The sequence below is a fragment of the Aquibacillus sediminis genome (genome assembly GCF_005870085.1).
Taxonomy (GTDB): Bacteria; Bacillota; Bacilli; order Bacillales; family Amphibacillaceae; genus Aquibacillus_E; species Aquibacillus_E sediminis.
In genome coordinates, this window is sequence record NZ_SZNM01000002.1 from 79,259 (window position 1) to 91,491 (window position 12,233).

The 12,233-nt window shown below is 37.2% G+C and carries 9 protein-coding genes; 8 read left to right on the forward strand and 1 reads right to left on the reverse strand.

Annotated elements, in window-relative coordinates; translation table 11 throughout:
- Positions 1 to 741: 741 nt before the first annotated feature.
- Genes pheS through FCI53_RS02225 form a run of 3 tightly spaced genes read left to right on the forward strand, consistent with a single transcriptional unit; the run spans position 742 to position 4,511 of the window.
- Positions 742 to 1,779, forward strand: coding sequence for a phenylalanine--tRNA ligase subunit alpha (gene pheS, locus FCI53_RS02215; RefSeq protein WP_138415414.1), 1,038 nt, complete (start codon positions 742 to 744; stop codon positions 1,777 to 1,779).
- A 13-nt stretch (positions 1,780 to 1,792) separates the two neighbouring features.
- Positions 1,793 to 4,219: a phenylalanine--tRNA ligase subunit beta gene (pheT, locus tag FCI53_RS02220; protein ID WP_138415416.1), complete on the forward strand. Its 2,427-nt coding sequence runs from the start codon at positions 1,793 to 1,795 to the stop codon at positions 4,217 to 4,219.
- Positions 4,200 to 4,511 carry a helix-turn-helix domain-containing protein gene (locus FCI53_RS02225; protein ID WP_171038029.1) on the forward strand — a complete coding sequence of 104 codons (312 nt, stop codon included), beginning with the start codon at positions 4,200 to 4,202 and terminating at the stop codon, positions 4,509 to 4,511. Before pheT ends, FCI53_RS02225 begins: the two co-directional genes overlap by 20 nt.
- 141 nt (positions 4,512 to 4,652) lie before the next feature.
- Here FCI53_RS02225 and rnhC read toward each other — a convergent pair whose 3' ends face one another.
- Entirely contained in the window at positions 4,653 to 5,585 is a 933-nt protein-coding gene (gene rnhC, locus FCI53_RS02230; RefSeq protein ID WP_138415420.1) for a ribonuclease HIII, read from the reverse strand.
- 705 nt (positions 5,586 to 6,290) lie between these two features.
- Between rnhC and zapA the strand changes: the two genes are divergently transcribed.
- From zapA to FCI53_RS02255, 5 genes are all read left to right on the forward strand, one after another.
- On the forward strand, positions 6,291 to 6,566 hold the full coding sequence (gene zapA, locus FCI53_RS02235) for a cell division protein ZapA (protein ID WP_138415422.1): 276 nt from the start codon (positions 6,291 to 6,293) through the stop codon (positions 6,564 to 6,566).
- Positions 6,559 to 7,086: a CvpA family protein gene (locus tag FCI53_RS02240; RefSeq protein ID WP_138415424.1), complete on the forward strand. Its 528-nt coding sequence runs from the start codon at positions 6,559 to 6,561 to the stop codon at positions 7,084 to 7,086. Before zapA ends, FCI53_RS02240 begins: the two co-directional genes overlap by 8 nt.
- Positions 7,087 to 7,318: 232 nt before the next feature.
- The gene (gene polX / locus FCI53_RS02245) at positions 7,319 to 9,034 is read left to right on the forward strand and encodes a DNA polymerase/3'-5' exonuclease PolX (RefSeq protein ID WP_138415426.1); all 1,716 of its coding nucleotides are present in this window, start codon (positions 7,319 to 7,321) and stop codon (positions 9,032 to 9,034) included.
- Positions 9,035 to 9,046: 12 nt separating this feature from the next.
- Positions 9,047 to 11,392 carry an endonuclease MutS2 gene (locus tag FCI53_RS02250; RefSeq protein ID WP_138415428.1) on the forward strand — a complete coding sequence of 782 codons (2,346 nt, stop codon included), beginning with the start codon at positions 9,047 to 9,049 and terminating at the stop codon, positions 11,390 to 11,392.
- Between the two features lie 376 nt (positions 11,393 to 11,768).
- A complete protein-coding gene (locus FCI53_RS02255; protein ID WP_138415430.1) occupies positions 11,769 to 12,176 on the forward strand; it encodes a DUF350 domain-containing protein in 408 nt (135 codons plus the stop codon).
- Positions 12,177 to 12,233: the final 57 nt, after the last annotated feature.

The window sequence follows — 12,233 nt, forward strand, 5'->3', positions numbered from 1 at the left end:
GAATTTGCTGTATGACGCGCAATAAATCATTAACAAATTGACTAATTAGTATAGAGATTTATCGAAATATACATGATTGAACATAAAATCGCTGGGATCATGTGTGAAAAGGGCCTAAATATACGTTATCGAGCGAAAAAGAGTTGAGAACATGTAAGAAAAAGTCCCAAATATACGTTATCAAGTGCATAAGCGCTCGGTTAATGTAAGTAAGCACCATAAATCTTAAGCTATTATTGAAGTAAAGGCACATTATACAGTAAACACCATGATCAGAAACGAAGCTAGTTAAAGAAACTGTCGACATTTGCAAGAAAATAATGGGCTTTGACTTGCATCTTTTGCTTCGTTTTTCTATAATAAGTAAATAATGTGAATATCGACAGGCAACGAAAGAGCCAGTAAACAATACGTTCGTCGATCAATGACGTACTTGCAATAAGCATATACGTTTAAGGGAAGAAGTGTCTTAGACTGGAAGCACTTCGATCGATGTGTTGTTGAAGTTTCACTCTGGAGCCGGCACTTGGACCTTGCGTTAAGTAAGTAATTGTGTCCCGGAATTTTTTCCGTTATCAAGCTCAAGGTGGACATGGATGAACTGTGTCAACAAGGGTGGTACCGCGATTATACAAACAAGTCTCGTCCCTTTTAGAGGGAGAGGCTTTTTTATTTTGTTCTAACATAATTTCGATATTCTAGTTCAAATTTGAATCAAACTACATAAGGAGGTCAAAAGGGATGAAAGAGCGTTTATTAGAGCTACAAACAGAAGCATTAGCGAAAGTGGAAGAAGCATCTACACTTAAAGATTTGCAAGATATTCGTGTGGCATATTTAGGTAAAAAAGGTCCTATTACAGAAGTGCTACGAGGTATGGGGAAATTATCGAAAGAAGAACGTCCAGTTATTGGTGAATTAGCAAACAAAGTAAGAGAAGCGATTGCCAGTGAATTAGACAATAAAAAAGAACACCTAGAAGCAATTGAGTTAGAGAAAAAGTTGGAAGCTGAAACAATTGATGTGACATTACCAGGTAGACCAGTACAAGTTGGTGGCCCACATCTATTAACAAGTATTGTAGAAGAAATTGAAGATTTATTTATTGGAATGGGATTTGAAGTTCGAGAAGGTCCAGAAGTTGAAACAGATTATTATAACTTTGAGGCATTGAACTTACCAAAAGATCACCCAGCTCGTGATATGCAAGATTCATTCTATATCACGGAAGAGCTACTAATGCGTACTCATACATCTCCAGTTCAAGCAAGAACAATGGGAGAGTATCAAGGGAGCCAGCCAGTAAAAATGATTTGTCCTGGTAAGGTGTACCGTCGTGATACAGATGATGCGACACACTCCCACCAATTCACACAGGTTGAAGGCCTATATGTTGACAAAGATGTCCGCATGAGTGACTTGAAAGGTGTATTAAACCGTTTTGCAAAACAATTATTTGGGGAAGAAAGAGAAATTCGTCTTCGTCCAAGCTTTTTCCCTTTTACAGAACCATCTGTGGAAATGGATATTTCTTGTAAAGTTTGTCATGGTCATGGTTGTTCTGTTTGTAAAGGAACCGGTTGGATTGAAATTCTAGGTGGAGGTATGGTTCATCCACGTGTACTAGAAATGGCAGGGTATGATTCAAATGAATACAGTGGATTTGCATTTGGAATGGGACCAGAACGAATTGCAATGCTGAAATATGGCGTTGATGATATTCGTCACTTCTATACCAATGATGTCAGATTTTTAACACAATATCATAAGGCGAAATAAGGAGGGGAAACGAATGTTTGTATCTTTAAATTGGTTGAAAAATTATATTGATATTGAAAATATTTCAACAGAAGACCTAGCAGAACGTATTACGAAAACTGGTATTGAAGTAGAAGGCATTGAGTATATTGCCGAGCAAAGTACAAATGTTGTGGTTGGTTATGTGAAGAAATGTGAACAACATCCAAATGCCGATAAATTAAATCTATGTCAAGTAGATGTAGGTGATGAAGAATTACAAATCATCTGTGGTGCACCGAACATTGCACAAGGACAAAAAGTAGCAGTGGCAAAACCTGGAGCTGTTTTACCTGGTAATTTTAAAATTAAAAAAGCCAAGCTTCGTGGGGTTGAATCAAATGGGATGATATGTTCCTTACAAGAGCTTGGAATTGAAGAGAAGTTTGTACCAAAAGACGTAGCAGAAGGAATTTTTGTTTTTCCTAACGATGCAGAGGTTGGTGCAGACGCCTTACAATTACTTAATTTAGATGACGCGATAATTGAACTTGGTTTAACACCAAATCGTTCAGACGCATTAAGTATGTTAGGGGTGGCCTATGAAGTTGCCGCTATTTTGGATGTACCAATCCGCTTTCCAGAAGAAAATGTTAAAACGGCAGAGGAACAAGCAGTTGACTATGTTTCTGTTAAAGTAGAGGATTCTGACGCTAATCCATACTATGGGGCATTTGTCGTGAAAGATATCGAAATTGGCCCATCACCACTTTGGATGCGAAACTATTTGATTGCTGCTGGTATTCGTCCAATTAATAATGTAGTTGATATTACCAACTATGTATTATTGGAATACGGTCAGCCACTTCATGCATTTGATTTTGACAAATTTGGTTCAAAAGAAATTGTGGTAAGACGTGCGCAGCAAGATGAGAAAATTCAAACATTGGATGACCAAGAGCGTACCCTGTCATCCGAACATTTAGTGATTACCAATGGACAAGAACCAACGGCAATTGCTGGTGTTATGGGTGGAGCAGAATCCGAGGTTTCTGAGCAAACAACTACCGTATTACTTGAGGCAGCTTATTTCGATCCTAAGGTAGTTCGAATTGGGTCCAAAGACCATGGTTTACGTAGTGAATCCAGTATCCGCTTTGAAAAAGGTGTCGATCCAAACCGTGTCAAAAGTGCTGGTATGCGTGCTTGTCAGTTATTAAGTCAGTATGCAAATGGTACCGTTCTGAGTGGTGTAGCAGAGTTTGATGAATTAGATAAAGAGGAAAAGACTGTTGAATTTTCATCTAGCAGGATTAATGCTCGTTTAGGAACTGCTATCTCTAATGATGAAATGGCAGATATTTTACGAAAATTGAACATCAACTACAAACTAAATGGTGATACGTTTACAGTACATGTACCAACGCGACGTCAAGATATTACCATCTTTGAAGATATGCTAGAAGAAATCGCGCGTATTTACGGCTATGATAACCTTCCATATACGTTGCCACAAGGTGCATCACAAGCAGGTGGATTAACAGACTTGCAGCAGTTAAAACGAGATATCAAACAATATTTCGAGAGTGCTGGTTTAATGGAATCCATCACCTATTCGTTAACAAGTCAAGCTAGATCACAATTACTTGTTAGCCCAGAGGTAAAAGAAAAAGCGGTAACACCAGTAGCGCTTTCCATGCCAATGAGTGAAGAACATAGCACGTTAAGACTAAGTATGCTACCAGAATTGTTGGATTCACTTGCATACAACACGGCTAGAAAACAATCCAATCTTGCCTATTATGAACTAGGAACTATTTTCCTGTCAGAGCAAGAACAAGTAACCAAACAACCGGAAGAAAAACTACGTGCAGCAGGTGCGCTGACAGGTGACTGGATTACACATCCATGGCAACAAGAGAAACGACAAGTAGATTTCTATTTAGTAAAAGGAATCCTGCAAGGGTTGTTTGAAACATTAAATGTAACGGCAGAATACAAACAAACGAAAATCGATGGCATGCATCCTGGGCGTACGGCGCAAATATTGGTGGGTGGAACCTCGATTGGTTTCTTAGGTCAAGTCCATCCGAAACTACAAAAAGACTTTGATCTAAAAGATACGTATGTGTTTGATCTAGATCTAGACTATTTATTTGAGATACACAAAAATGAACCAAGCTTTGCGAAAATTCCTCGTTATCCATCTGTATCAAGAGACATCGCACTTGTCGTTGAAGAAGCTGTACATGCTGGTGACGTACAAGCTACGATCCAACAAGCAGGTGGAGAACTTGTAAAGGATGTACAAGTATTTGATGTGTATCAAGGAGAGCATTTAGAGGATGGTAAGAAGTCGATTGCGTTTAACTTACTATACCTTGATCCAGAACGTACATTAAAAGATGAAGAAGTGGAAGAGTCTTATCAAGCGATTCTCTATGCAGTGAAAGATGCTCACGATGCAGAATTACGAGGATAATCCATTAAGGAATAACATAGGTATTGGAGATAGGATGAAGAATGACGATGTGACAAATGATGAGTTATTTAATCGAGAAGTAGGAGAATATATTCAATCTCTCAGAAAGAAACAAGGGATGACTTTAGAACGGTTAGCTGAGCAAGCGAATATAAGTATAGATTATTTAAAAAGGATAGAAATGGGAGAAGGGGATATTTATTTCTTTGATGTAATGTGTATAGCTAGATCCCTCGATATATATTCATTTGCTAATGACGTAAAAAAGATTGCAGAAAAGTATTTTAGTTAGTAAATAATTTTAAAATAGAAAAAGCCGACGTGCATGTTTATGTGTCGGCTTTTTCTACTTTTCGTAAAAATGTAAGGCGAGTCCAAATCAATTCTAAATTACTCTACTGAGTTGATCGAACGAACAATTAAAATTTAGTAGTTATATGTACTTCTCTGCCTTTTGTGTATTAGCAAAGTGTATTTTTGCCAATGTATTTAATTGACTCTTCCCTTTACTACGTATAATTTTACCTGCTACTTGATCCACCTTTTGTGAGGCGCCTTTAGGCAATGTCACTCCTGCTATCTGTGAAAGTTTATCCATCTCTCTTACAAAACTTGCTCTAGCAATAATCGAGCCGGCAGCAACACTAATGGAGTAACTTTCTGCTTTGGTCATAAAATAGACGTTTTCTTGAAGTCTGACTTTTTCTGATTTCAAATGTTTTTGGTATACATTTGGTTGAGAGAATTGGTCAATCAGTATCCCTTCAGGTTTTGTGGGTTCGATTTTTTTTAATAACTTCGTGATCGCATGGTGGTGCAACATTGTTTTCATCTTGCCTTGTGTCCATCCTTTTTGTTGAAGCTTGTTATACTTCTCATTATGCAACACAACTAGTGAATATGGGGTTTTCATTTGAACGATTTTTTTGGCAATTGATTGAATCATATCATCTGTTAGGTTTTTGGAATCTTTCACACCAATTTCTTTAAGAAGTGGTATTTGTTCAGCAGTAACATAGGCTGCAGCAACGGTAATTGGACCGAAATAGTCTCCAGTTCCTGCTTCATCTGAACCAATATGGTTGCTAGTAAACAGAGAAGAAGGTGGAGCAAAGCCGTGTGCAGAGGAAGAACTTGTTTTCTTTTTCGTTTCGTTGTTTTGTTCAGCTGTTCCCCATTTGTTAGCTTCTACTTCTGGTGCTTTCCCTTGAAATAATACTTTTCCAGAATTATATGCGGTAATCGCACAATTCCCCGTTTTAGCAGCAAAAATCGCTCCAGGAGGCGTCCCCTTTAATGAATCACGATAGTGCTTGTGAAGTTCCGAAATCTCTTGTTTTGATAGTTTTAATACTACTTGTGGCATCGAATCTCTCCTAAAATAAATTTATGTAAATGTCATTTGAATATTTGACCAATCTCTAAAAGTTAATGGTTATTGCGCAAAAGCTATATTATGTGCAGTAACTTTTATAATAGTTTTTTTATTTGAGTACTTTTTCTTTAGATAATGAGTATTTAGTACTTTTCATACATCATCTAGCGCTTTTTCCAAAGATCCTGCGTGATTACGGTTTTTTCATACATCATCCAGCGTTTTTTCTCAAGATCCTGCGTATTTACGACTTTTTCATACATCATCCAGCGCTTTTTCTCAAGATCCTGCGTATTTACGACTTTTCATACATCATCCAGCGCTTTTTCCAAAGATCCTGCGTGATTACGACTTTTTCATACATCATCTAGCGTTTTTTCTCAAGATCCTGCGTGATTACGACTTTTTCATACATCATCTAGCGCTTTTTCTCAAGATCCTGCGTATTTACATTATTTTCATACATCATCCAGTGCTTTTTACGTTGATTGCCACGTAATTTGAAAATCACTGTACTTCACTAGTTAAATTTGTTGCGCATAATATAGCTAATGTGCAATAAAAGAAAATCACCAACCATTTTCATGTACAATAAATTCAGTATAGCAATAATAACATGTAAGAGAATAGTTTCCTAAACGACCGACTTCATGTTAATATTAATTCTAGGATTCGAAGAAATGAGGGGGAAAGACCGTGTCCCAATCTAATAAAACACGTGCAACAGTTGATATATATGGGAAATCATATACGATTGTAGGAGAAGAACAACCTCATCATGTGCGAATGGTTGCAAGTTTAGTGGATCAAAGAATGAGAGAAATTCATGAATCAAATAGAAGTTTAGATACGGCCAAGTTAGCTGTACTTACTGCTGTGAATACGATGAATGATTATTTAAAATTGAAAGAAGATTATGCGGAACTGGAAGCATCACTAAAGAAGAAAGAGGAACAGGAAAAAAATGATTGATTTAATTTTATTGGTAATATTAATACTAGGAATCGGTATTGGTTTAAAACGAGGCTTTATTTTACAGTTATTTCATTTAATAGGTTTTGTTGTAGCGTTTATTGTAGCATCCATTTATTATGACAATTTGGCTATGAAGTTAGATTTATGGATCCCGTATCCTGAATTACCCGAAGGAGAAACATGGGCGGTTTTTCTTGACACGCTTCCATTAGAAACAGCTTTTTATAATGGAGTATCTTTTGCTGTATTATTCTTTGGCACTAAAATCGTATTGCAAATTGTTGCCACGATGTTGGATTTTGTAACAAATCTACCTGTGCTACGTTCGTTAAATGGTATGTTAGGAGCAGTTCTTGGATTTATCGAAATTTATCTTATATTATTTGTACTTCTTTATATTATGGCACTAGCTCCGTTGGAATTTGTACAGGATTTAATTAAACAATCTTCTATTGCAGGATTTATTATTGATCATACACCGTATATTTCAAATCAAATTAAGTCATTATGGTTTTAATACATAGAAACAGCACCTCTAATACATATTTAGGGGCTTATAGTACGAGTTCAAAAAGGTCCAAGAAGTTCGAGGTGGCTCAGATTTGAGACGGGAACGTATTCTTTTAAATACGTGAGGACCGGAAAAACAAGCCAGCGAGCTCTTATAGCTACGTAATAAGAACCCTTGCAAATTTATTGGCAAGGGTTCTCTTATCAACTAATGGAATAGTCGTTAAGGATGTGAAAAGATGAATATCGACAAAAAAGATGTGATCAAATTATTAGAAACAATCGCCGTTTATTTAGAATTGAAAGGAGAAAACCCTTTTAAAATATCTGCTTATCGTAAAGCGGCACAAGCGTTAGAAAGTGATGATCGCTCATTAGCTGAAATCGATGATTTTACGAAACTTAATGGTATTGGGAAAGGAACTGCGACCGTTATTCGGGAGTATGTAAACAATGGTGTTTCCGATACTTTAGAACAATTACAAAAGGAAATACCACAAGGCTTAGTTCCATTACTGAACTTACCTGGATTAGGTGGTAAGAAATTATCAAAATTATACCAGCAATTAGGGGTTCAAGATGCGGCATCATTGAAGGAGGCCTGTGAAACGGGACAAGTCGAACAATTAAGTGGTTTTGGAAAGAAATCAGCAGAAAAAATCCTACAATCATTAGAAGAAAGCTCAAGTCGGCCTGAACGACTACCGATTGCTTTCGTGTTACCAATTGTTGAAAAAATTGAAGCCTATTTACAAACGGTTGATGAAATCGAACGGTTTTCTCGTGCTGGAAGTGTCCGAAGAATGAGAGAAACTGTAAAAGACTTAGATTTTATTATTGCGACGAAACAACCTAGTAAAGTAAAAAAAACGTTGCTAGCAATTGACGATCTCAAGGATGTTGTCGCAGCAGGTGATACAAAGGTTTCCGTAGTGTTGGAGGCGGGGTACGATATTGGCGTGGATTTTCGCCTTGTTACAGATGAGGAATTTGTTACCACACTCCATCATTTTACTGGCTCAAAGGAACATAATGTTGCGATGCGTCAACTGGCTAAATCGAATCAAGAAAAAATAAGTGAATATGGAATAGAGGATACGGAAACAGGGGAAGTAACAACTTTTTCTGATGAAGAATCATTCTTTAACCATTTTGGACTTGCATATATTCCACCTGAATTACGCGAAAATAATGGAGAGATCGAAGCTTTTCAATCGGAAGTTTCTTTATTAAAGTCTGAAGATATTCGTGGTGATTTGCATATGCATACGACATGGAGTGATGGAGCGCAATCAATAGAGGAAATGGTTCAGAAAGCGGAAGAGTTCGGCTATGAGTATATTGCGATCACGGATCACTCCAAATATTTACGCGTTGCTAATGGATTAGATGAGTCCAAATTACGAAAGCAGCGAGAAGAAATTGAACGACTGAAACAAAAGTATAATATTCATATATTTGCTGGGGTTGAAATGGATATTTTACCTGATGGACGATTAGATTTTTCACCTGATTTCTTACAGGAACTGGATTATGCAATTGGAGCAATCCATTCAAGCTTTAATCAGTCAGAGGAACAAATTATGAAACGATTATTTGCTGCTCTCGAAAATCCTTATGTTAACGTGATTGCTCATCCAACTGGTCGATTAATTGGTCGTCGGTCAGGATATCAAGCAAATGTGGAGCAATTAATTGAAGGTGCAAAAGATAGCGGTACAGTACTTGAATTGAATGCAAATCCTAATCGATTTGATTTATCAAGTGAATGGCTTGAACGTGCACAAGAACAAGGTGTCAACATTGCGATTAATACAGATGCACATAGTTACAAAACATTAAGTTTTATGGAATTAGGTGTCCACGTAGCACGAAAAGGATGGCTACGAAAAGAAAATGTCATTAATACTTGGACGAAAGAACAATTAGAAGTGCTATTTCGTAGAAAGGGATAAAGGAGTTTACAAATGAATCAACGAATCTTACATGTATTAGAATTTGATAAGATAAAAGAAATGGTGAAGAGTCAAGCTGCATCTTCGTTAGGACAAGAAAAAGCAGCAGCCCTTCACCCTTCAACAGATTTAGCCGAAGTGATTACGTGGCAAAATGAGACGGATGAAGCAATGTCTGTTCTTCGTTTAAAAGGTAATGTACCATTAGGTGGTATTTTCAATATTAAACCACATATCAAGCGAACGGTTATTGGTGGTATGTTACATCCACAGGAATGTTTGGATGTAGCAAGTACAATTAGTGGCGGAAAACAATTCAAACATTTTATTGAGGCAATGGAAGAACCAACATTGCCGATTTTGCGTGAATTAATAGCTGACATTGTACCATTGAATGAACTGGAGCGTAGTATAAAGAGTTGTATTGATGATCATGGTCATGTGATGGATGGGGCCTCGGAAAAGCTTCGAGGTATCCGTAGTAACATTAGAACCAATGAAAGTCGCGTTCGCGATAAATTAGATTCCTATACAAAATCAAAAGCAAAGATGCTCTCCGATGCAATTGTTACGATTCGAAATGATCGTTATGTGTTACCAGTCAAGCAAGAATATCGTGGTGCTATTGGTGGTATTGTTCATGACCAATCTGCTTCAGGTGCAACATTATTTATGGAACCACAGGCAGTCGTTGAACTAAATAACCAATTACAGGAAGCACGGGTACAAGAGAAAAATGAAGTGGAACGAATTTTATACGAATTATCAGCGAAAATTGCAGAAGATGAAGATTTCTTATACCAGAATGTTGAAGTTTTAACTCAAATAGATTTTATGTTTGCGCGTGCTAGACTAGGACAATCGATGCGAGCTGCGATGCCAAAGATGAATGATCAAGGAATCATAAAAATGAAACAAGCTCGTCATCCGTTAATTCCGGAAGATGAAGTGGTGGCAAATGATATTGAAATTGGGGAATCATTTACATCAATTGTGATAACAGGTCCGAATACTGGTGGTAAAACTGTAACATTGAAGATGGTCGGTCTTTGTACATTGATGGCCCAATCTGGACTACAAGTTCCTGCATTAGACGGTTGTGAATTAGCAGTGTTTTCAAATGTATTTGCTGATATTGGCGATGAACAATCGATTGAGCAAAGTTTAAGTACGTTTTCATCACACATGACGAATATTGTAGATATTTTGAAACAAGTGGATGATCGTGCATTGGTGTTATTTGATGAACTTGGTGCAGGGACAGATCCACAAGAAGGGGCGGCACTTGCCATGTCAATTTTGGATGAGGTTGTGCATCGTGGTGCTCGCATTATTGCAACGACACACTATCCAGAGCTTAAAGCGTATGGTTTTAACCGTAAAGGTGTAGTAAATGCTTCAGTTGAATTTGATGTTCAAACATTGCGTCCAACCTATCGCCTATTACTAGGTGTTCCAGGGCGTAGTAATGCCTTCGAAATTTCAAGAAGATTAGGGTTAGAAGAGCGCGTGATCGAAACCGCCAAAGAGCAAATTGGAACAGATTCAAAAAGTGTTGAAAATATGATTGCTTCTCTTGAAGATTCGCGAAGAGGTGCGGAGAAGGATTATGAACAGGCACATCAAATCCTGCTTGAGGCAGAAAACTTAAAACGTGAGATTGAATCGCAATGGGAACAATTTGAACAAAAACGAGATCAATTGTATCAAAAAGCGGAACAAAAAGCAGAAAAAGCTGTTCAAAAAGCTAAAGAAGAAGCCGAAGTAGTTGTGTCAGAGTTAAGAAAAATGAAACATGACGCAAGCCTAAAAGAACACGAGTGGATTGAGGCAAGAAAAATGTTAGATGAAGCCCAACCACAATTGAAAAATACTAAAGGAAAACAAAAAACGAAACAAGCAGATACAACGAAAACATTACAAGCTGGGGATGAAGTTACCTTACTTACATTAAATCAAAATGGAACGGTTCTTAAACAGATTAGTGATAAAGAATATGAAATTCAAGTTGGTATTATGAAAGTAAAAGCGAAGCGTAAAGATTTGCAATTTGTTAAACGAAAAGAGCCACTTGTGGAAAAACCTATGGCCACGGTTAAAGGCTCCACTTATCATGTTAAAACAGAACTAGACTTGAGAGGCGAACGTTACGAGGATGCATTGATGCAATTAGAGAAATACGTAGACGATGCTTTATTAGCTGGCTACCCCCGTGTGTCGATTATTCACGGAAAAGGAACAGGAGCACTGCGAACAGGGGTACAGAATTTTGCCAAAAAACATTCACATATTAAGTCTTACAGAGCTGGCGGTATGAATGAAGGCGGTAGTGGTGTAACTGTGTTAGAATTTAAATAAAGAACTCTGTTTATTGGTTCATTACGTAATGTTTTAAGGGGTCTTGTTACTGTATATAAGCTGTATTACGTGCAACAAATCATTAACTAATTTAACTACTGAAGTACAGTGATTTTCCAAAATACACGACGGAAACAAAGGGAAAAGCTGTGATAATGCGTGAAAAAGCCGTAAATACGCAGGATCTAGAAAAAAAGCTTTGGATCATGTAAGAAAAATCTAAATAAACGTCATCATGACAAAACAACAATTAAAAAACTATAATAAATGTTACTGCACATAATACAGCTAATGCGCACAAAAGGTTGTAAAAGCCATAAACTGGAAGCATTTTACATGGTTCGTGGGATGTGGATAGAGTAATCGAGGTGAAACCATGAGTGGATTTTGGGAAAATGTATTTGTTGAAACAGCCGCGAGGTATAGTGTTGCGATTTTATGCTTGATCGTATTTTTAGCTATATTCGAGCTTGTGACAACTTATAAAAACTGGGAAGAGATCCGGAAAGGAAATTTTTCTGTTGCAATGGCTACAGGTGGTAAGATCTTTGGTATAGCCACTATTTTTAGATACTCAATTGAACATAATGATACCATTATTGAAAGCATTACATGGGGGGCTTTTGGTTATTTATTGTTACTAACAGGATATTTCATTTTTGAATTTTTGACCCCAACGTTTAAAATTGACCAAGAAATCAAACAAGATAATCGTGCAGTCGGCTTCATTTCCATGATGATTTCCATAGGGTTAGCGTTCGTCATTGGAGCGAGTATAAGGTAATAGGGAGCGATCGGTATGAAAACACTAGCATGGGTGTTAATGGTTGTAGCCGTTATA

What these genes read in the sequence shown, in the direction of transcription:
- rnhC (WP_138415420.1), bottom strand. Translation starts at nt 5,585, where the DNA reads ATGCCACAAGTAGTATTAAAACTATCAAAACAAGAGATTTCGGAACTT.
- FCI53_RS02240 (WP_138415424.1), top strand. Translation starts at nt 6,559, where the DNA reads ATGATTGATTTAATTTTATTGGTAATATTAATACTAGGAATCGGTATT.
- pheT (WP_138415416.1), top strand. Translation starts at nt 1,793, where the DNA reads ATGTTTGTATCTTTAAATTGGTTGAAAAATTATATTGATATTGAAAAT.
- polX (WP_138415426.1), top strand. Translation starts at nt 7,319, where the DNA reads ATGAATATCGACAAAAAAGATGTGATCAAATTATTAGAAACAATCGCC.
- pheS (WP_138415414.1), top strand. Translation starts at nt 742, where the DNA reads ATGAAAGAGCGTTTATTAGAGCTACAAACAGAAGCATTAGCGAAAGTG.
- FCI53_RS02255 (WP_138415430.1), top strand. Translation starts at nt 11,769, where the DNA reads ATGAGTGGATTTTGGGAAAATGTATTTGTTGAAACAGCCGCGAGGTAT.
- FCI53_RS02225 (WP_171038029.1), top strand. Translation starts at nt 4,200, where the DNA reads ATGCAGAATTACGAGGATAATCCATTAAGGAATAACATAGGTATTGGA.
- FCI53_RS02250 (WP_138415428.1), top strand. Translation starts at nt 9,047, where the DNA reads ATGAATCAACGAATCTTACATGTATTAGAATTTGATAAGATAAAAGAA.